The sequence below is a fragment of the Thalassoroseus sp. genome (assembly GCF_984380535.1).
This window is the reverse complement of the sequence record NZ_CFHRBF010000010.1, coordinates 47,580-69,203: the sequence shown is the minus strand read 5'-3', so window position 1 is coordinate 69,203 and position 21,624 is coordinate 47,580. Positions and strand designations below refer to the sequence as shown.

Below are 21,624 nucleotides of genomic sequence, written 5' to 3'. Positions count from 1 at the left end.
AACATTGCCGCTTGGATTTTTCTCATGGTACTATACCAAGCGCGGCGGGAATTGTTACTATCTGTCAAAAAATGAGCCCTTACTCCGGTTGCCCATGACAACTCTCACTCAAGACCGTTCAAAGTCAACGAGCAGCTCGCTCAAAGTTCTGGTCGCCCATTCCGATGGTGACACGCGAGACCTCCTTGACGCCGGCTTACGGGAATCGGGTCATGAGTGTATCGGCGTTGTCACGCGTGGCAGCGAACTCATCGAATTGTGCCGAGAGTCCTCTCAGGCCCCGGATGTCGTTTTTGCCGGGTTCGAGTTGGACGACATGAACGGCGTCGATGCCCTCATTCGATGCAATGAAGTCAACGACCAGCAATTTCCGGCGATATTGGTGACTCCGAGAACGGGTGTGGAAGACGTCGAACGGGCTTTGCAAGACCATGTGATGGCGTATCTCGTTGAGCCGATTTGCAAGGAAGAGCTCAAGCCGACCATCCACTTGGTCATCCGGCGGTTTCGAGAGTTTCAGGAACTCAAAGGCCAAGTTCAAGACTTGAAGCAAGCACTTGTCGATCGAAAAACCGTCGAACGGGCCAAAGGAATTTTGATGCGTCGCAGTCAGCTTTCGGAAGAAGAAGCCTACCGCAAACTCCAAAAGCTCGCGAGCAGCAAACGTCAGCGACTCGCTGAGGTCGCAAGCAGTATCATTACTGCCGACGAAGCCTTCGGCTAACGCTCGCCCCACCGCACACCAACTATAGTTCGTCGATCGGTGTGCCATCGTCGGCCGTGGCCGTGGTATTGGCTTTGATCTCGCCGGTTTTGGGGTTGTAGAACCAACCGTAGAGCGGGCTATCGTCGGAGCGTGCTGCCGAAACGTCGTCGACGATCTTCACGCGACTGGAATCCGTATACGGATTCGCGGGCACGTGGTGCACAAAATACGGACCGAATGGCTTTGTGCCAACCGCTCCCAGATTTCCATCCGCATCGCTCGAGAAGAGCAGAGCGTCTTCGAAATCGCTTGGACGGACGCGGGACTGTGCGGGGTATTTCCCGTGATGCTCTTGGGCATACAGTTCGATCTGTTGCCGGAGCACACGCAACCGCGTCCTGGCGGCTTGTTCGAGATCGTCGGACTTTCGACTTGCGACCTGAGGCAGGATCCCGGCAGCCAAGACACCGAAAATCGCCGTGAGCATCAGGACCTCCACCAGTGTGAATCCGCGATGTCGACGAGATGGACTTGTAGCCATCAATGGAATCCTTCCGAGAGACCTGGCGGGGCAACGTAACCGTTTCCTGTCGGACCGGTCACACCGATTTCGAAGTCGTTGCGCAAACCTACACGCCGACGTGTCGTTGTCAAAAGGAAACCGCGTGTGGCGAACGGGAAACCTCATGCGGATTCTGGAAATCCCGGAAAATCCAATCAATCGCTCGAACCGGACTGGCGTCCGAGTGCGTAGGACACTAGTCGATCCCCTTGCAAACCGATACGATATCGCGGAAAAACTCAACTTGGCGGGATGATTCTTGACTCAGGACTTCCCGCCTGACCGGACACCGAAGGAACACATTCGATGAAGTACCCGATTATTTTCGCTATGGGAACCGCTTTGTTCTGGGGGATCTATGGGCCGACTTTGGGCAAAGCCAGGAGCCCGATCGGTGCATACAGCGGATTCAAACCCTACTTGGGCATCGGTTTGGCTTACTTAGTCATCGCGATCATTGGTGGCTCGATTGTGATGTCGATGAAGGGCGACAACTTCTCCTTCAAAGGGGACCAATGGCCCTCGCTGCAATGGGGTTTTCTGGCAGGTTGTTTGGGCGCCTTCGGAGCTTTGTGTCTGACGAGTGCGTTAGTGATCTCCAAGGGTGACTCTCGATTGGTGATGCCAATTGTGTTCGGTGGAGCCGTCTCGATCAACGCCTTGGTCAGCGCTTGGATTTATCGAGGGAAAGCCGAACCCAGCCCGATGATGTGGATCGGCACACTTGGCGTGATTATTTCCATCGTGATTGTGGCGATGAACATCCCACACCCAAAGAAACCTGCACCCACGCCATCCGCGGAATCGACGACCGCTGCGGAACCTGCAACCGATTCCACCGGAGGTCATTGATCGCCCACATGCGATCGTAACTGGGCCTTCAGGAACACAACCACCTTCATTTCTAGTAACCGGAGAGACCATGAACTCAACACAGCAGATTCTGCGTTCGAATTTGGTGAGTCGACGATACGGACGAATGGGTTCGTGGTCGTTCCTGCTGACAGTGATGATTTCCATCGGATTGGTAACGACATTGGGTGTTCTGCCGCTGAGTGGCGGGAATACCCGTTCCCTCCAGGCGGAAGAGTTCCGCAATCGTGAGCCGCGTCGAGATCGAAACCGCCAAGACCAACGCCGACGCGGAAATCGGGAGAGACGTCCGCGGCGTTCCGCTGACCGTCAACATCCGCCGCGTCGGAACGATCAACAACCGCCACGTCGGGACGATCAACATCCGCCACGTGCGGACCGGCCGCATACGGGAGATCATCCTCGCCCAGAATTTCGTGAGGAACACTTCCCTGGTCCGCAACAGTCGCAGCGTGAGTTGATCGAAGTGATCCGAGAATTGCGACATGAAGTCGAACAATTACGACAAGAAATCCGCAACTTGCGAGCACATCGTCCGCATCCGCCAGGGAGGCTCACACCGGTTCCCCCAAGTGGAACTCCCACCTATCAGGACGACACTCCGGCGACCTCTGGTCATGATTCCCCGAGACCCGCTGCCCCGAATGGTCGTACTTTCGAGTCTCTTCCACCACAGGACAATCCAACTCACGACTTCCAACCGTCCACTCCACCAAAGAATCGGCGTTCGGATAATCGCAACGACGACAATCGCTTCGACACATTCGAAGCCATCCCGACACCACCGAAGACGGTGGATCAAGTACCGGCCAACACGATCGGAAATTGAGAGTTCCCACCACAAGCCAAGACGTCGCAACTCGTGTTTGACGTGTTAGCGTGTCTGGCTTGTGAACGTGCGGCACACGGTTTAGTCGGTCAATCGCAGGCGTTTGCGAGCGAAGTGAATCGCGTCGACTAACGCGTCGATTTCGCTCTTGGTATTGTAGATCGCAAAACTCGCCCGAGTCGTTGCAGTCAGACCGAGTTTCGAATGCAGAGGCATCGTACAGTGGTGCCCATGTCGGACGAACACGCCTTTCCGATCTAAAAGATTGGCCATGTCCTCGGGATGCATCCCATCGACCGTCATACTGCAAATCGCGCCTTTGTGTTCTGGTGACGGACCGTAGATCTTCATTCCAGGAATCGAATTCAGTTGTTTGGTCGCGTATTCGAGTAAGGCCTGCTCGTGTGCATGAATGGCGTCGAAACCAATCTTCTCAACGAAATCAATCGCCGCCCCTAGCCCGATTGCCTGCGTAATCGGGCAGGTACCGGCTTCGAATTTTGCCGGGGGTTCGGCCCAAGTGCTGTGATCGTCGAAGACCTGGGAAATCATGTGTCCGCCACAGAGGAACGGGTCCATGCTGTCGAGCAACTCTCGTCGCCCATAGAGCACGCCAATTCCCGTAGGACCGTAAATCTTGTGCCCGGAGAAGGTCAGAAAGTCGGCTCCCAATGCCTGCACGTCAGTTGCTCCGTGCGGAACACTTTGGGCACCGTCAACCAAGACGACCGCCCCGACCGCATGAGCCTTCCTTGTGATTTCCGCGATTGGTGGCATCGTCCCTAGCATGTTCGACATACCAGTGATGGAAACCACCTTCGTGCGTTCGCTAAGCAAGTTTGTGAACGAGTCCAAATCGACTCGGCCGTCCGTTGTCAAAGACGCCAGCTTGACGGTCGCTCCCGTTGCTTGACCAACGAATTGCCAAGGCACGAGGTTGGCGTGATGCTCCATTTCTGTCAGCAGAATTTCGTCACCGGGCTTCAGGAACTTCCGCCCCCATCCGTTGGCCACCAGGTTAATTCCCATGGTCGTCCCGGAGGTGTAAATAATCTCCGAAACATCGTCTGCCCCGATAAACTGTCGAATTTTCTCGCGCGTGGCTTCCAATTCGTCATCGACAAGAGCCCCAAACTTGTAAACGCCGCGATACGCATTCGCGTAATAGTTTTCTAGGACTTCTCGTTCCTTCTCGATCACGCATCGCGGCTTTTGCGTCGTCGAAGCATTGTCGAGATAGACCGGCAACATGCCTTTCGGCAGCGGCTTTCCCAGGATCGGAAACTCGGCTCGAATCGAATCAATATCGAGATCAGCAGACGTAATTGAGGACATATTTATTGACATTGAGGAGAAAAAGTCGCCTGACACTCGCAACCGAACTATGCCACGACCTGTGTAGCCAGCTCGCGAATTCGCTGAACCATTCCGTTCAATCCATTTTTTCGAGCCGAACTCAAATGACGATCCAAACCCAATTGACGGAACACATCGCGGGGCTCAATCGCAAGAATCTCTTCTGCGGTCTTGCCGGAATAGAGAGTCAACAGTACGGCAATTAGGCCTTTGACAATCATCGCGTCACTGTCGGCGATGATATCGATAATTTTGCGTTCGCCATCCGGTCGGACTCGGGTAATCAACCAGACGTTGCTCTGACACCCGTGCACGCGAGTTTGTTCGGTCTTCGCTTCCGCAGGCATTTCGGGCAGTTCGAACCCCATATCGATGAGGTAATCGCACCGCTCCTCCCAATCACCCAGGAATTCGAATTCCTCGATTAATTCCTCGATTGTCATATCCGACATGGGTGCAATTCGATCTCGTTCAATAGGATTCGCTAATTGATTGTTCTGCATGTCTGCATTCTAGGCAGGCTGACGGTATGGTCCAAGGGCCAGTCGTTCCTCGATCGCCGGTCCGAACGATTTTCCTCCCTCCGATCGCCTTGCAGGCTGAATTTCGTTAGTTGCCGAGGCTCATGCAAATCGCTAGTTTGGAACAAACGAAATCGCATCGCACCGGCAGGACACATTCATGTCTTACGATTCACGGCGGAAACAAAAAGATATCTGGCGGTCGACGACCGTCCTGTCGGTTCGACGCGGCGGAGTGGTCGCACTCGGCGCAGACGGTCAAGTGACATTTAACAACACCGTAATGAAGTCCGACACACGGAAAGTCCGCCGAGTGCTCGATGGAAGCGTCCTCGTCGGTTTCGCCGGATCGACTGCCGATGCGTTTGCGTTATTGGAACGTTTCGAAACGAAGGCGAAAGATTATCCTGGCAACATCACCCGGGCTGCCACCGAATTGGCCCGTGATTGGCGGACCGACCGCGCACTGCGGCGTCTCGAAGCGTTGATGATCGTCGCGAATAAGGAACGGACTCTCCTGCTTTCCGGCAACGGCGACGTCGTGCAACCAACCGATGGAATCGTCGGAATTGGCTCTGGTGGACAATACGCAACCGCAGCCGCCCGCGCTCTTGATCGTCACACTGAACTACCAGCCGCGGAAATCGTTCGCGAAGGCCTGCGTATCGCCGCCGAGATCGATGTATTCACGAACGAATCCATTATCATCGAAGAACTTCCCAGCGACGACTAATCGCTCGCATCGAGACCTTGTCGATTCTTGGAGATCCCGCCCCACTTCCAAAATGAAGTGTGTTTGCGCGACTTCTTCAAGCGCTTACTGATCAAAGATGCCGCTTCGCCGGCTTACCGGTTCGTGCCGTCACTCTGATCAGAGGGTGATGTTGAACTCCCGTTCGGTTCCGTTGATACTGTGGTCCCACACTTTACGCAGCCACGGAGAACCGCCAATGTGTCCCAGTAAACGCCCGCCAAAATCGGCCCTAACACCGCGATCGTCATACGGGTTCGTTATGCTCGCTTCCGCTATTGCGTTGACCGTGCTATTCGCGCTTCCTGCGAATGACGTGTTCTCTGCCGATGGGCACGGTCGTCCGAATGTCATCGTGATCATGACGGATGACCAAGGCTACGGGGAGTTTTCCTGTCATGGAAATCCGATCGCCCAGACGCCTCACATTGATCAACTGGCCTCTCAAAGCATCCGATTGACGGACTTTCACGTCTCGCCAATGTGTACCCCTACGCGCGGCCAGCTACTCACCGGATTGGATGCCTTTCGCAACGGTGCCATCAACGTGAGTAGTGGACGGACTCTATTGCGACCGGAACTCAAAACTATCGCGAATGTTTTTCAGTCTGCCGGATATCGAACGGGAATCTTTGGCAAATGGCACCTTGGCGACAACTACCCATTCCGCCCCGAAGATCGCGGATTCGAGGAGGCATTGTGGTTTGCATCATCGCATATCAATAGCGTGCCAGACTATTGGAACAACGATTACTTTGACGACACCTACATCAGAAATGGCAAACGGAAGAAATTCAAAGGGTATTGCACCGATGTCTTTTTCCGCGAAGCAATGGAATGGATCAAAAGCGAGTCGGATCAGCACCGACCATTCTTCGCTTACATTCCGTTAAATGCAGCCCATTGGCCGCACTTCGTTCCCGACCATTATCGGAGTTCTGTTCGCGAAGTTCTGGCTAGTAATCCTGAGGTGCTTAAAGATCTAACACCTGATCGACGAGCATCTCTGATTAGTTTTCTGGCGATGGGTGCGAACATCGATGACAATGTCGGAAAACTCGATGAGTTTCTAACTTCGAATAATCTATTAGACAATACGATTGTTGTTTTCCTAACCGACAACGGCAGCACTTTCGGCGACTCCTACTTCAATGCCGGTTTGAGAGGACACAAAACTCAACTGTGGGAAGGCGGTCATCGAGTGCCATGCTTCATTCGTTGGCCGAACGGTGATCTAGGTAATCCTCGCAACATCGATACACTAACGCATGTGCAAGACCTATTGCCGACACTAGCAGACCTCGCGGAAATCGAGTCTGTTCCTCACGAACTTGATGGAGTCACTCTGACACCGTTATTCAGAAATCAGCAGGACAATATCAAAGACCGTATGTTAGTAATCAACTACAGTCGAATGCCGCAGTTTCGGGTGTCATACACACGAGGGAACCCGGCAATTCCGCACCGGGACGGTGCAGCGGTCTTATGGAAGCATTGGCGATTCTTAGAAAACAAACGTCTTTATGATTTGCGGACCGACCCGCACCAGAATGTCAATGTTGCTGCCGAACATCCCGAAGTGGTCGCAAAGATGCGAGGGCATCTCAACAAATGGTGGGATGAAGTTAAGGACGATGTGCTCGAACCGCAACGGGTCATCATCGGTCATGAAGCTGAGAACCCGATGATGCTAACTGCATGCGAATGGCTGGATGTTTTTGTCGATCAGCAAATTCAAATCCGGCGTGGGGTTCGCAAGAACGGTGCTTGGGAACTCACGGTCGCAGAACCAGGTACTTATCAGTTTGAGCTTAGACGTTGGCCACGCGAAAGTGGCCTGCAACTGGACGCCGGCGTCCCGGCGACCAAAGTGACCGACGGACAATATATCAAAGGACAAGCCCTGCCGATTGCATCTGCTAGAATCGAGATCGGAGGCGTCGATCAAAGTGCAAAACCTCAACCTGATGGCAAATCTGTGAACTTCCGTCTCAACTTGAACGCGGGACCAACGACCTTGCAAACCTGGTTACTAGATGCCGACGACAACCCGCTCATTGGTGCCTATTACGTCTATGTCGAACGAATCAATTAAACGCGATCTGCTAGTTCTATTTCACTCGATACATCTTCGAAACAACGAGTCAACTAGGAAACATCAATGAAGCACATTGTTTACTTACTAATTTTGCTTGGGTTTGAGACATCAGTTGCGTTTGCTGCGGACGTGTTTCACGCTCAAGGCGAGTTTGCCGGTGAGCCTACTACTACAACCGTCCTATTGCAGTCTCGTCTTACTGCCATTCCAGGACCAGATCTTGACCCAACCGGAGACATCCCAGGTGCTAGCGGTGTGGGTTGTTTCGAGTGGAGCCCATCCCGTGACTTCAAACCCTCGAAACGCACACCATGGCTAAGAGCAACCGCTAAGAATGACTATATTATCCGGACACAGCTCAAACAGTTGGAACCCGGAACAACATACTATTACCGACTGCATTTCGGGTCCGATGAATCCACGGCTAAGATCGGTGAGATTCGCGAGTTTAAGACACTTCCATCAGTCGACTCGAATGTGCAAACTTCGTTCATCATGGGGAGCTGTCAGAACTATGCGTTCTTCATGTACGGCAAAAACTCGAATAGTCAGCTTGCTCCTGCGGAAGACCGCAAGCTCGGTTACCCAGCCTATACAGAGATGCGAAAACTCAAGCCGGACTTCTTCATCGGGACGGGTGATATTGTCTATTACGATCACCCCGCAACGACAGCTGCGAAAACACTACCGGAGTTGCGACGCAAATGGCACGAACAATTTCGCTTGCCGAGACTCGTCGACTTTTATGGTCAGACAGCGGCGTATTGGTCCAAAGACGACCATGACTACCGCTTTAACGACTCCGACTTGAGGTCCGATCGCAAGCCAACGCCAGAGACGGGGATTGCGATGTTCCGCGAACAAATGCCGATCCTGCCAGCTGGCGACTTAGACACACCGACCTATCGAACTCACCGCGTTCATCAACATGTGCAACTTTGGTTTCTCGAAGGACGTGACTATCGTTCGCCCAACCGTATGGAGGATGGCCCTGAGAAATCCATTTGGGGCAAAGAACAACGGGACTGGCTGCAGCGAACACTGCTGGAAAGCGATGCCACCTGGAAAATCCTGATCTCCCCGACGCCGATGGTTGGCCCAGACTCGAAAAACAAAAAAGACAATCATGCAAACTTAGGCGGTTTCCGTCATGAAGCAGATTCGTTCTTCGAATGGCTACGGTCCAACGGACTTGAAAACGTGATGGTATTCTGTGGCGATCGACATTGGCAGTACCACAGTATTCACCCGCAAGGAATCGAAGAGTTCTCATGCGGGGCCCTTAACGATGAAAACGCCATTAGCGGTTCGTGGCCGGGCACGAAGAACAGCACGGATCCCGAAGGCAAGATCAAGCAACCTTTTCACTACGCGGAACCATCAGGCGGCTTTCTCTACGTCAAGATTGCCCCGACACCAGCCCTGACAATCGACTTTCGAAACGACGAAGGCGAGTCACTTTACCAGGTCACCAAAACTAGAAAACCACAGAAATAACGTCGTTTAAACTGCCCGCGGATCTTTACAGGATGGCTTTTTCTGCAAGCCATCCGAGGCTCCGCATCTGAAAAGTCGCACCATCGAAAAGTCGAGGGTACATGTTTCGCGCGTTGCGTCATTGGCGTGCAGATGACCTCGATCTGCTACAATCGTCATATGACATCAAGCATCCCTGGCTATCACGGTCGATACTTGCGAATTGACGTAAGTCGACAATCTACGCAGGTTCTTCCAATCCCCTTGGCTGTGCTGCGACGGTATATCGGCGGAGTGGGGTTGGGAACTTGGTTACTCCTGCGTGAGTCGCAGCCGAATCAAGCCCCCCTCGGGCCGACCGCCCCGTTGATCTTCGTTTTCAGCCCGTTGGTGGGCAGCCCGTTGACGACATCCGCGAAGTTTGCGGTTCTCGCTAAATCGCCGCTGACGAATCGAATCAACGACTCTCTATCGTCCTCACATTTTGCGATCTCTGGCAAGAAAACGGGGTACGATGCCATTGTGCTTGTCGGGCAGGCGGAATCGCTTTCGACAATTTTGATCGACTCATCTGGCGTCCGATTCGAAAGCGTGCCAGAGTTTACACAGCAATCACTGCCACATACACAGAAGATGCTTGCTAACCGATTCGGCACCACATGGCGATTTGCTGCCATCGGTCCGGCCGGTGAAAACCTCGTGCCGTTTGCAACGATCTCAAATGAAGGCCGTCATGCCGGCCGTGGCGGACTCGGCGCGGTGATGGGCTCGAAACGGATCAAAGCCATCGGCGTTCGTGGAAATCGGCTCACCACGTGGGCGAACTCGGAGGAACTAATCCAGTTGAGTCGGGAACTATCGCGACGATCGTTTGGCCCGGCAACCGCGAAATACCGGGAGTTGGGAACTGTGTCCAATCTGCTGACGTTCAATCGACTGGGCATGTTGCCAACGCGGAATTTTCAATCGGGCACGTTTCCTGAATCCGTCAAACTCGCTCCGGAAACGATCAACGCAACCCGTCAAAAGACTCAGGCCAGTTGTGCGGCATGCACGATCGGCTGCGAACATATCTACCGCACACAGAGCGATGAAGACACAGATCCCGGTGTCCGCATGGAGTACGAAAACCTGTTTGCTTTGGGTCCATTGTGCGGAATTTCCGACCCGGAAGTTGTGCTTCAAGCTTCGCGACTATGTGATGAATACGGCTTAGATACCATTAGCACCGGCGGCACAATCGCCTTCGCGATGGAGTGTGCCGAACGCGGATTGTGGACTCATCCGGAACTTCGCTTCGGCAATGGAGAGGCTTTAATTGCCGCTATTCACGACATCGGACGGCAAACCGGTATCGGTCAGGAATTGGGACGAGGAACCCGAGACCTTGCGGAATCCATCGGTCCCGAAGCGATTGAATTTGCTCCCCACGTGAAAGGTTTGGAGATTCCCGGTTACGAGCCCAGAGCCATGCAAACGATGGCGCTCGGATTTGCAGTCGGCACACGGGGAGCCGACCACAACCGTTCCGGGGCATATCAAGTCGACTTTTCGACGCAGGTCGAACGAATGCATATCGGTTCAGAAGCGGTTGAACCGGCGATTCAAACAGAAGACGAAGCTGCCGTGTTCGACTCGCTAATTCTTTGCAAGTTCATTCGAGGAATCTTCGAAGATCGGCTCGAAGAAATTGCGGAACTGCTACGTCCTGTGACTGGATGGAAGATCTCAGCCGACGAGCTGAAGCAAATCGCGCAACGAATCGTGAGTGCAAAGAAGCTCTACAACATTCGGCAAGGCTGGACGCCCGCTGAGGACACGCTCCCCGCGCGATTCTTAACAAAACCTTTGGAAGACGGAGCCAGTGCAGGCGCCCAATTGCAGGCGGATCAACTTGCTGCATTGATCGAAACCTACAACACGCAACGAGGTTGGACTCCCGACGGCTGGTTGCCCAGCGAACTGGTAGCATCGATCGAATCAGACCTTGCAAATATGTGAACGAAGGTAAGCTGCAACTGCCTGAGCATATAGACAAAGTTTAAGGTCATGTGTCCATATGTCTTGCAGAGAATCGAGGTTTCGAGCCAAAAAGTTAGCGCGCCAAAGAAAATCTTACAATTATCTTCAAATTTTCGACCGCATAACGTTCATGAGTTCCCGTTAGGGCTGCCAACAGAAGTTGCAACGAAGCACATCTACTCAAACAATTGTCAGTAAACAACTTACAACAACCGAACAGTCATAACCTCGTAAAACCGTCGATCGGCACGCCGGAATGTTCACTGATAATTTTTAGAATCTCGTCGCCGTAACCCCCTAAACGGATCAACTTGGGCTTTTGCAAGAACTGCAAAATCGCCTATGCTTATCCTAGATCGGTCTTAAGTCTCATAACTCGAATGATTCGATGAAGGGAGGCAATATGGCGCGGTTGAATCGATGGAACATTCAAGCCATTTTCTGCTTATTGATTCTTATCTGCTTGTCACCGATGTTTTCCAAGCAGAGCGAAGGATGTACGATCGCAGTCGTTTCGGGTCGGGTTACTCCTGATCAAAGACCACTGCTATGGAAAAACCGCGACACGAGTAGTCGCGAGAACGACGTGCGTTACTTCAACGACGGTCTGCTGCGATGTGTTGCTGTCATCGACCAACATGATGCGGATCGCATCTGGATGGGCATGAACGAAGCTGGCTTCTGCATCGAGAACTCCCTTTCCCGGGACCTACCTCGTGGCAGTTCCATCGGTTTCGGCAATGGCCGGTTTATGAAACAGGCCCTGCAAACCTGTCGGACGGCTGCAGATTTCGAGGCGTTACTCGATCGTACGAACGTTACCGGTCGCCGCACTCGAGCCAATTTTGCGGTGATCGACGCTGCAGGTGCCGCGGTTTTGTATGAGGCCGGTCATAAGAGTTTTGCGAAATTCGATGCCAATGATCCAGAAACGGCACCACATGGATTCATCGTTCGCTCGAACTTTTCAATGACGGCTTCGAAACCGAAGGCCATCGAATTGGGCGGGTTCGATCGTGTGTACTCCGGGGGTCGATATCTGCGTGCTGAGCGATTGCTGCGCCAAGAGCTACAAAGAAATGGGACGATTGACTATCGATTTTTTCTCGAAACTTGCAGTCGAGATCTTTCGGACCCGCGTCTTCCGATCTCGTCCAAGACTCAACTCAAGCCGGTAGTCGACACACGCTCGACCATCAACCGGTACAACACGGTTGCGGCTGCGGTGTTCCAAGGAGTGCGTCAGGACGAACCGAATGACCTGACGACCATGTGGACGATGCTCGGAGAACCTGTGTTCTCGGTCGCGGTCCCTTGTTGGGTCAAAACCGATCAATCGGATTCTATCGCTAAGCAACAATTGAAACTGGACTCACTTTGTGCCGCGGTTTGTGAGCTTCGGCAGGCCAGTTATACCGAAGATGACGAACGAATTCTCCGAACGCGACATTTGAATCGGATTTGGAGCCGGACCATACGCGCAGAAAAAGAGATTGTCGATCGCACCACTGTGCAATTAGCTCAGTGGCGTAAGACGACTCCACAAACTCGCACACTTCTGAAGTTTCAAGAGGCGATGGCGGCGATTGCAATGCGGGCGTTGCTCGATGTTCGGTCGCGTGACCCGCAATTTGAACCGGCGATTGCCCAGAAGAAACGTCGGGCGAGTTAAACGACAGAACCAATTGAAAAGCAGCAAAGGCCTGAGGGAGCGAAACTGTTCCCGCAGGCCTTTTTCAATGCGCACGGTCTTCCCTTCGGCCGGCCGAAGGTTCAGCGACAGTGAAACTTCACCATGCAACGATCACTCGAAGTTAACAGAAAACGTCAGCCAGTTTGATTCGACGAAAGTGCATTTGGATCGCGAAGATTTCACGTTCAAGCCAAGTGTGGGGATTTCCCCGATTGGCATGTGTCACCAATGCGGATCTCGCTGATTGTATCGGCAAGAAATTTGGCGAGGAACCGCAACATATCGTGTGGAACACATTTTCACGCTGAATTACATGCTAGTGTTCGCTGTGCCTATCATGCTCTGCGCAAAGGAGCCTGATCTTCCGGCAGTGAATTAGGGGAAATCATGTTAATTTGCCATGCGATTTCGTTGAATCTGTCTAGCGTTCTCGACCGGATGTTAGACGGTGGCTTCGTTGTCGTGTTGGCCTTAATCTGTCTGATTCAGTATATCCTCCATCTTCATTACGTCGCACAAGCCAGCCGCGAGTACCGGACCAGCAACAACGAACTGCACCTTCTCAGAAACGAACAACGCGACATTCAGTTCGAGCATGCACTCACACAAATGGAGAACAAACTCCTCAGTGAATTCGTATCGCAGACGAATATCCGCAGCGCGTTGGACCTGATTTTGAGGAGTTTCGCCGGCGAAGACGTGCGACAGTACGCTGTCTTGCTGCGTGTCGACGAAGATGGTTGCTATGTTTGTCGCGGATATCACCTTTCTTCAGAATCCATTGAGACGTTGACAATCGACAGTGACCTTGTCGAACGGCTTTATCCCGGTTGCGTGATGCAGCTTGGTTCTGACGAGTTGCAATCGACGCAACTCTATGAGCGTCTCGCGATTCGAGATCGCGAAAAGACCGAAAGCGTGTACCTCATCGGACTTGGACAGAATGCGGAATTAACCGGCATCCTTCTGAGCACGAACTTGTACCCGGCCGACGCATCACGAGAACAACAACGGGAACTGGCCAGTCGGTTGGCCGCTCATATCGCCGGGAATGTCGAACGCTTCTACGCTTTAGAGCAGAAGGAAGATCTCTTCCGCTTAACGCGAGAGATGCTCGAACTTCGCAATATTACGGATCGGCAGTACGATTCCCCATTGGAGATGGTGGAAGCGTTTATGGCCGAACTTCGACAGATCGTCAAAGCCGACGCGGGAACCGTGTTCGTCGGCCACTCGGAACTTTCGTCCGAAGCTGTCGCGGAGCAAAAACCGATGGTCCGAGTTTGGGGAGAAGTTCCACTCGAGGTCCGCAGCCAATACCAGCAAATTGAAAGTGAACTGATCGGCCTGCATAAAGGTTGTCGTGAAGTTATCACAGTGGATCGTGACGAGGCTGAACAGGATCTGACGATCAACCACGCCGTGCTGGCTCCGCTGATCCAAAAAAATCGTTGGGTGGGTGCGTTCTGTCTTTCTCATCAGGGAAAACCACACAGGACCTTCACCCGACACGAACGCGACCTGATCTCCTGGTCGGCGAATCACCTGAGTGAAACGCTCGTGCGTATTCAGACGATCGCCGATATGGCTCGTCAAGCGAACCGTGATAGTCTGACGGATCTCGCCAATCGCCGGTTCTTTGATCAAGCTCTTCGTCAGCAACTTGAATCGTCCCGAGAAGACCGGTCCGAGTTTTCGTTGTTGCTATGCGACTTAGATCACTTTAAGTCCGTGAACGACACATGGGGACATCAAGCCGGCGACGAAGTCTTGCGGGTTGTCGCACGGATTTTGACTGAGCAGACCGCGAAAATGAGAGCCGGCGAAAGTGCCTTTATCGCCCGCTACGGCGGAGAGGAACTAGCCGTCCTGCTAGATGGTGTGGGCATCCAGGGAGCTCGACGGATCGCGGAACAGATTCGTGAAGCAATTTCCGTGGAAACGATCTGGTATCGGCGAATTCCCATCCGCGTCACGACTAGCATTGGTCTCGCCACTTTCCCCAACGACGGTCAATGCGAAGAAAGTCTGTTAGCAGCTGCCGATGCAGGCCTCTACAACGCCAAAGACGCTGGACGCAATCTCGTTTGCACACCCCCGACAGACTGGTTTGACACGCCGTTTCTGACATCGACTGAAACCGATCTCAAGAAGATACCGGTTCTAAACTCGTCAAATCGATAACCCGAGCTTTGGCTCCGCGACCGATCGTCACTGTGTTCCAATTCACTTGGAACGCTACATTCTCGCCGGAAAACTCCCTGATGTATCGGCTTCGAATCGTCGCAGGAGTGTTGGGCGGCGGAAGGTGTTTGGCGGTTTCGATTTCTTCCGGAGTCAGAATCGATCGGGTGAGCCCGGTTGAGGTCAACTGTTGGTAATAACCGTCGGGCGATAGTTCGTGATAACGGATGTCGATTTTCTTCAAGACGTCCGTGGCTGCGTCAGTTTCTGCCTGCTTCAGCAGAAACGACTTCGTGACCCAATCTAAACGCCCCACGAGTTTGTCTCGATCGGTCTGCAACAAGTTCAGTGTTTCTTCCCACCGATTGATCACATCAAGTGCTTCTGCGGTTGGCGTCGGATGGGAGTTCAAATACGTTTGACAGAGCCGCAGATATTCGCGTTGAATCTCGACCGACGTGAGTTTTCGTCCGTCCGCCAAGCGGTATGTCCGCTGAAAACTCAGGTCACCATTGAGATCACGCAGCACACGAATCGGTCGACGGAATCGCAAATCAGGTGGCACTAAATCTGCCTCGATAGCATCAAGCACGAGCATCGTGGTCGCGATTCGAAGATACTCGGCCTCCTCCGCCATGTTGGAGTCGCCGATGCAGATCTGTAGCCGTTGTTTCGGGTGAAACAGTCTCAAATACTCTCGGAACGAAGACCAATTGCTGAACACGACTGGTTTGAAGAGATGGCCAATGCTGAAGACGGGGCGATCAAGAATCATCCCGTTGTAACCGAGTTGGCAATTCATCGCATCGGATTTGTCCGAGAGTCGAAACTCGCCGTCACTCGCCAAACCCGCACCACTAATGACTGGTCGCGACACCAAGAACGGAAGTAAACGTCGCCGAATCGATCGACCCGCCGTCCAGTTTACCAACAGGTAGAGCCCAACTGCGAAGGGCCCGGTGACGACACGAATGATGTTCGGCACCAAGATCTCAAGCCAAGTCGGCACCGGACAGGCATACGCTGATGGATCTTGCTTCGTAAACTCTTCGCCAAGCATGACCCGTAATACAGGCTCACGCCAATGTGAGGGCAAAAAGAACTGCAAGAAAAAATAGGCGAGCCCCGCCAGGATGACATACAGAAAGATCCCGACCCATATCAAGCCATAGCCCACCCACGCCAGAACGAGGAACGGCAGCAAGAAGATCAACCCGATCCGCCAAGCAAACAAGGTTGCAGCGGAGCCAATCGAGATCTCGTAATTCTCTTGCGCCCCGTAAACGTTTCCGTGACTATCACGGTCGTTTTTGATCAGCGTCAACGATCCTGGGACTTTGGCGTCTCTACATGCAGTGGCGAGCAGTTCATCTTGACCGCGTTGATACTGCAGGAGTTGTCGCGGGCCACGACATTCGGGCGTGCTACCCTCAACTAAACCGAAGCCACCGGTGAAGCGAACTCGCTCAAACCAGACAGCACCACCAGTCCCCAGAAAAACGCCTTCTTTCAACTCGCCTGCACTGACCGTCAAAATTTGCTCTCGCAGTGCAGCGATGAGAGACTCGTAGAGACGGTAGTCAACCGGACGTTCTCGAGAAGGGTCATCTGGATCGAAACGGATTGCATATTCCGTCTCTAACCCGGCCAATCGGTCCAGCATGACAGTCTCAGCGGAGATCGCCTCGGGAACAGTACAAATTGCAAGAACCGCCGGCCACCCAGTCAGTGCCCGGCGAAGTCAATTTCTCACTCGCCACCATGTCGAACGTGGACTTGATTGAGGTAGTCGGTCGCAGCCTTCTTGCTGTCCCGCATGATGGAGGCCAACACCGTGTTCAATGGTACGGTTTCGACCGGTACGGTTACCGGCGTGGTGTTGTTGGGAGTTTCGGTCTGAGTAACTTGTTGCTCTGCCATGGGATTTCCTCATGGATTGCGAGTTTGAGTGAAATTTTCACCAATTGTACCGCTGACGATGACCACAAGCAACAGGCTGGATTTCAAAAATCATCAGACGATTTTCTGTCCGAACTGTTCACCGTTTACCGATCGACCTGGGCTTCCAAAAGGGCTCGGACGTCCGCGGTTGCCGATTCCCATTCCCCAGCGTTTGCCACATCGATGATTCGTCCGAGGATTCGCCCCTCGTTCGCGGCCACTTTTCCCTTCGTCTTTGCTTCTTCGAATTGCGTTTGGAAGGCGTGAAGTCGCTGCGTGTCGCGTGAGTTGCATACTGAGTATAACGCCATTGCATACTCGTAGGTTTCCGAACTCACTTCTCCGTAACCACAGCCACTTAACGAGATGAGGAAGGAGACCCCCACCACGATCACCAGGTTACGTAGGCCATCTTTCATTGAGAAATCCTCTGCTGATTGGTCAGAAAGTCGCATGATGAAGTCAGACACAGTTTCGGCGCCCGATTGCGTTTCCGTTTCGCCAAGTCGGTATCACGGTTATTCGCGTCCGCTGACATGTGAAAATTTGATGGTCGATGCGATTCCACGAGACAGAAGCCGTTATCGAAAACGGAAACTGCGTTAGTACTCGCCAATGACTTCCCCTTCAGCAATGCTGGAGAGTTCCGCGAATGTCAGCAGACTGATGTTCTCGGAGACAAATCGCACCGATCCATCGCCGAAAGTCACGTGTCCGCCGCCAGGATGTTCCGAGTACATTTGACCGACGTGATACGTGGGGAAATTGACGGGATGGATGATCGGAAACCCGGTGATGTCGAGTTCACCACCCGACGGACCTGCGTGCACGAGGGTGAGCGTTGCAGCCGCATCGGGACCATTCTCGGGCGATGTGAAGCGTGGGTGCGTGAATCCGCCCGGCACAACACCTGCCCAGGATTTGTCACTGAGCAGGGACGAGTGCTCGCCAAGGAAAATCGAGTTGGAAGTCCCATCGGTCACATCTTGAAAACGCGTACGGGAATTGCGGTAGAACGGTCCATCCGCGACCCGCGAGACATCTCCGTTGATGGTCACCGTGACTGTCTCGCTGGTGTAGATATTGGTAAAGACCTCACCCGTTAAACTCGATCCACATTCGCCCCAACACGATTCCTGGCCATGACTGGCGACGTAATGGGAACGCCCGAGTCGGATGGGATTCCCATTAATGGTTAGTGCCTGCCCACTGGCATCTTGGACGGCAAATGGCTCGTCGCCGCCCGATGCAGACGGACATAACAACATCGTCAATTTCGTTTGCACCAGTCCGGCATAGGCGGGATGCCAGATCGGGAATTCCGGTGCAAGTTGGTCTGCCAGATTTTGCTGTTCGAAGTAGGGCAGCAGCATCGCTGTCCATCCCCAGCCGGGAGCCGCGTCCCAAGTGTTCGGGTCGAGATTGGCCGACGCCGGAGCCGACCCATTCGAGGTGGCAAAGCTCACGTACCCCGCCGGGAAAGAATTGTGGGCGTCGTGGTAATTGTGCAGGGCAATGCCCAGTTGTTTCAGCTGGTTCCGACATTGTGTTCGTCTGGCTGCTTCTCGCGCCTGTTGAACCGCCGGCAACAGCAGGGCAATTAGGATTGCGATGATCGCGATCACAACCAAGAGTTCGATGAGTGTGAACCCCCATGCGTCGCGGTGACGGATGCGTTGACGAGTCATACTGACCTTTCAGATCGACGACGAGGAAAAAGTTTAGCAACCGCTAAAATGTTTAGCGATCGCTAAACTAATGCCCGCAAGATCGGCTGTCAAGTACCAGGGATCGAAAAAAAGCCGCCCGAAGAACCGGGCGGCTGACTGCGAATACGAGGATGTGTGGCGTTGGGATCGCTCTCGGGAACTTGTCTCCCTCTGTGAGGAGACAGTCACGGCGACCGCATGCAAAGAGGTCCGGTCCTAAGTTCGGCGGGAACTCAGGAAGTGTTCGTTCTGCACCGGGATGATCACTTTGAGCACGCTTCGCAGAACTTCGGCTGGCGACTGCATCGCGTCGACCTGCGTGACCATTTCCGGCGGGTATTCCTTAATGACCGGATGGCTGTCTCGGTGGTAGACCTCGAAACGTCTGCGGATGACATCTTCGTTGGCATCGTCCAACCGGTGTTCGCGGAGGGCACGACGTTTGATCCGGTGAATCATCTTCTCTTCGTCTTTGCAGACCAATTCGACGATGGAATGGACGTCGCAATATTCACTCAGAAGTGCCACCTGCGGCACGCTACGGGGAATACCATCGAGAATCAGGAGGTCTTCATAAGGTTTGTACAAACTGGTGGCGATCTGGCCGTTCAACCCGTTGAGCCAAATCTTCATCGTCAGTTCATCGGGAGCGAGTTCGCCACGTGAGATGAAGGGCAAGGCAGCTTGGGCTTCAGGAGAGTTAATATCGAGCGAGCGGAAAACATCGCCGCTGGAAAGATGAAAGAACCCGGGAATGACCCCGAGAATCTTTCCTTGCGTTCCCTTCCCAACACCAGGGGGACCAAAGAGAAGAACGGCGGGATATTTCTTTTGTACTTCGCTGTCAGCCATAGTTCACCTTGCACGGCAGCCCGTTGAGCTTGGAACGAGCATCGACTAAACCAGAAATTCATCGAAGTTGCCATGCTACTCTTGTCAGCGCTTCCACTCAACCAAAACCAAATTTCGTGGCAAACATTGGCCGTTAACAAGCGACCATAACCGCTACGACATGCTCAATCGGCCTTTTTTGCGAACTGAACTGTACTACTTATCATTGCGCCACGGTCATCGGTGACGGTAAGAATCCAGACGGTTGCGTCTTCGGGAATCGACGCTTTCACGACGCCATCTTCGAGCGTCGCCTTTTCATGCTGCCAAGTACGATCTTTGAGCAGCCCATGTTCGCTTGTGAAAACAATCTCCGCCTGCGTGATGGGTAAGTCGGCATTGACTTTCGCCGACGCCATTTGGCCAGTGACTTGCAAGTCCGTGAGTTTCGGAAGCGGTTTGCCGTCCGTGAGATGCTGGTCGATGAACAGTCCGATCTCCTCCGGAGCCCAGCCATGAATGTGACTGTGTCTCATGCCGGCTTCGATCCGAATTTGCTTGGGTCCCGGAACGAGATCAAAACTTCGCTGATAACTATTGAGCGGGTAATGGATATCGTTCGTGCCATTGACGAACAGAATCGGAACTTCGCACATCGGCAGTACAGCCGACGGATCGTAATGCGTGATCCAGAAGGATTTTTTGGACTCGTCGAGACGGTCAATCTGCGGTTTTTGGACGGACTCGCCTTCATAAAGAAAGCCGCACCCATACACCGGAACGGCAGCCTTGAAACGATCATCAAGTGAGGCGACCAGACACGTCATATATCCCCCCCAACTGATACCGGTGACGGCGGTCCGGTCGGCATCGACCTCGGGAAAGTTCTGTACAAGTGAATGGGCACGCATGACCGCAGCAACCGCATGGGGCTGCCAATCATCGGATAGATCTTCACCGGCGTTTTCGAACTTGGAGACGTGATCTGCTTCCGGCCCGCCGAACTCAAGACGTGTCCGTTTTGCACGGTGGTTAGGAATGAACTCGCCCGTCGTTTCATCAAACCGAGGGGCCTCGGGACGTCGCCCGGAAAGATCCATAGCAATCGCTGCATAACCTCGCTTGGCCCACAACCAAACCCATTCCGCAAACGCCGTTCCCCCTCCGCCATGAATCAGCACCACCGCCGGCAAGTTCCGATCGAGGGACGGATCACCAGCGATTGTGCCGGGAGTGGCATAGAAAGCGAAAACGTCTGTTGGTTTTTGCTTGAAGGTTTCGTTCCGATAGGTCAGCGAGCGAATCGGCGACGATTCATCCAGCCATTTCATTTCGGGAACTTGTTTCCACTCGTCAACGTGCCAAACCGATTGCGTGGCGGCATCGCCGGGTAGGAACCGAGCGATAAAATTCGCAACTCGTTTACCGACGAGTTCTTTGCCCGCATCCGACAGATGCACGCCATCGGTCACGATCAATGACTCGAGTTCCGTGTCGGAGTCGTTGAGTGCAGAATTGATGTCGTTCACTGGAACATCGAGTTCCTTCATCAAGCTTCGTGCAATCTCGTTGTACTGCTCGATACTTGCATCGAGGAGTTCATAATCGCGACCGGTCCGAGCCGCCGCAGCTCGAGCGTCCAAGATCGGTGTCGACGTGGCAAACAGAACTATTGCGTCGGTTTTTGATCGGATACGTTCGACAATCGCTTTTAAGTTCGAACGATACTGTTCCGGCGAGACCTGAAAGTGTCCGTCGATTTTGAACTTTTTGGTGTCGTGAATACCACAATTGAAATGAACGACATCCGGTTGTTCCGCCACGATCCAACGATCCACATTTCGGAGAACATTCGCGCTATCTTGACCGTTCGGTTTCGGACTCACAACAGTTGCCTGTCCGTCGAGCAATCGACGAACCGCCGGTGTGTAACTGAGGCGGATCGAATCGCCCACGAGCACAACTTTCGGCAGCGGTTTGCTCGTCTCCTCTTCCGCTTGCAAGCCGGCTGGCAAGAACAATGTCATCAGAATCATGAACGATCGTGGCATGGCGATTTCCTAATGATTGAT

General features: G+C 53.3%; 18 protein-coding genes. 9 read left to right on the top strand and 9 right to left on the bottom strand.

The genetic code is table 11. The features are described 5' to 3' along the window. The first annotated feature begins 94 nt into the window (after positions 1-94). Entirely contained in the window at positions 95-724 is a 630-nt protein-coding gene (locus AC5DDB_RS15150; RefSeq protein WP_491740576.1) for an ANTAR domain-containing response regulator, read from the top strand. A 22-nt stretch (positions 725-746) separates the two neighbouring features. Here the strand turns inward: AC5DDB_RS15150 and AC5DDB_RS15145 are convergent, their stop codons facing one another. Continuing rightward, on the bottom strand, positions 747-1,247 hold the full coding sequence (locus AC5DDB_RS15145; protein WP_491740575.1) for a type II secretion system protein: 501 nt from the start codon (positions 1,245-1,247) through the stop codon (positions 747-749). Between the two features lie 327 nt (positions 1,248-1,574). Here AC5DDB_RS15145 and AC5DDB_RS15140 point away from each other — a divergent pair, with 327 nt between their 5' ends. Continuing rightward, positions 1,575-2,120, top strand: a complete 546-nt coding sequence (locus tag AC5DDB_RS15140) for a hypothetical protein (protein ID WP_491740574.1) — start codon at positions 1,575-1,577, stop codon at positions 2,118-2,120. Positions 2,121-2,190: 70 nt separating this feature from the next. Beyond that, positions 2,191-2,970, top strand: a complete 780-nt coding sequence (locus AC5DDB_RS15135; RefSeq protein ID WP_491740573.1) for a hypothetical protein — start codon at positions 2,191-2,193, stop codon at positions 2,968-2,970. Positions 2,971-3,051: 81 nt separating this feature from the next. On the opposite strand, the gene AC5DDB_RS15130 is transcribed toward AC5DDB_RS15135, so the two are convergent. Then, positions 3,052-4,305, bottom strand: a complete 1,254-nt coding sequence (locus AC5DDB_RS15130; protein ID WP_491740572.1) for an aminotransferase class V-fold PLP-dependent enzyme — start codon at positions 4,303-4,305, stop codon at positions 3,052-3,054. Positions 4,306-4,352: 47 nt separating this feature from the next. Continuing rightward, positions 4,353-4,778 carry a SufE family protein gene (locus tag AC5DDB_RS15125; protein WP_491740571.1) on the bottom strand — a complete coding sequence of 142 codons (426 nt, stop codon included), beginning with the start codon at positions 4,776-4,778 and terminating at the stop codon, positions 4,353-4,355. Positions 4,779-5,007: 229 nt separating this feature from the next. On the opposite strand from AC5DDB_RS15125, the gene hslV reads away from it, so the two are divergent. The 6 genes from hslV (at position 5,008) to AC5DDB_RS15095 (ending at position 15,071) form a co-directional block, all read left to right on the top strand. Next, positions 5,008-5,580 carry an ATP-dependent protease subunit HslV gene (hslV, locus tag AC5DDB_RS15120; protein ID WP_491740570.1) on the top strand — a complete coding sequence of 191 codons (573 nt, stop codon included), beginning with the start codon at positions 5,008-5,010 and terminating at the stop codon, positions 5,578-5,580. A 280-nt stretch (positions 5,581-5,860) separates the two neighbouring features. Further along, positions 5,861-7,693, top strand: a complete 1,833-nt coding sequence (locus tag AC5DDB_RS15115) for an arylsulfatase (RefSeq protein WP_491740569.1) — start codon at positions 5,861-5,863, stop codon at positions 7,691-7,693. Between the two features lie 66 nt (positions 7,694-7,759). Beyond that, positions 7,760-9,193, top strand: coding sequence for an alkaline phosphatase D family protein (locus AC5DDB_RS15110; RefSeq protein WP_491740568.1), 1,434 nt, complete (start codon positions 7,760-7,762; stop codon positions 9,191-9,193). Between the two features lie 159 nt (positions 9,194-9,352). After that, positions 9,353-11,173: an aldehyde ferredoxin oxidoreductase family protein gene (locus AC5DDB_RS15105; RefSeq protein WP_491740567.1), complete on the top strand. Its 1,821-nt coding sequence runs from the start codon at positions 9,353-9,355 to the stop codon at positions 11,171-11,173. Positions 11,174-11,597: 424 nt separating this feature from the next. Next, the gene (locus AC5DDB_RS15100; RefSeq protein ID WP_491740566.1) at positions 11,598-12,866 is read left to right on the top strand and encodes a C45 family peptidase; all 1,269 of its coding nucleotides are present in this window, start codon (positions 11,598-11,600) and stop codon (positions 12,864-12,866) included. A 408-nt stretch (positions 12,867-13,274) separates the two neighbouring features. Further along, on the top strand, positions 13,275-15,071 hold the full coding sequence (locus AC5DDB_RS15095; protein ID WP_491740565.1) for a GGDEF domain-containing protein: 1,797 nt from the start codon (positions 13,275-13,277) through the stop codon (positions 15,069-15,071). On the opposite strand, the gene AC5DDB_RS15090 is transcribed toward AC5DDB_RS15095, so the two are convergent. The 6 genes from AC5DDB_RS15090 to AC5DDB_RS15065 all read right to left on the bottom strand — a co-directional run bounded on the left by AC5DDB_RS15090 (position 15,034) and on the right by AC5DDB_RS15065 (position 21,603). Then, complete coding sequence (locus AC5DDB_RS15090; protein WP_491740564.1) at positions 15,034-16,734, bottom strand: proteasome accessory factor PafA2 family protein; 1,701 nt, start codon at positions 16,732-16,734, stop codon at positions 15,034-15,036. The two genes, AC5DDB_RS15095 and AC5DDB_RS15090, sit on opposite strands and share 38 nt — an antisense overlap. Positions 16,735-16,820: 86 nt before the next feature. Beyond that, a complete protein-coding gene (locus tag AC5DDB_RS15085) occupies positions 16,821-16,991 on the bottom strand; it encodes a hypothetical protein (protein ID WP_491740563.1) in 171 nt (56 codons plus the stop codon). Positions 16,992-17,116: 125 nt separating this feature from the next. Further along, positions 17,117-17,431, bottom strand: coding sequence for a hypothetical protein (locus AC5DDB_RS15080; protein WP_491740562.1), 315 nt, complete (start codon positions 17,429-17,431; stop codon positions 17,117-17,119). 183 nt (positions 17,432-17,614) lie between these two features. Then, positions 17,615-18,700, bottom strand: coding sequence for a DUF1559 domain-containing protein (locus tag AC5DDB_RS15075; protein ID WP_491740561.1), 1,086 nt, complete (start codon positions 18,698-18,700; stop codon positions 17,615-17,617). A gap of 237 nt (positions 18,701-18,937) precedes the next feature. Then, positions 18,938-19,573 carry an adenylate kinase family protein gene (locus tag AC5DDB_RS15070; RefSeq protein WP_491740560.1) on the bottom strand — a complete coding sequence of 212 codons (636 nt, stop codon included), beginning with the start codon at positions 19,571-19,573 and terminating at the stop codon, positions 18,938-18,940. A 164-nt stretch (positions 19,574-19,737) separates the two neighbouring features. Then, positions 19,738-21,603 (bottom strand): alpha/beta fold hydrolase, encoded by a 1,866-nt coding sequence (locus AC5DDB_RS15065; RefSeq protein WP_491740559.1) that lies wholly within the window; start codon positions 21,601-21,603, stop codon positions 19,738-19,740. Positions 21,604-21,624 lie beyond the last annotated feature (21 nt).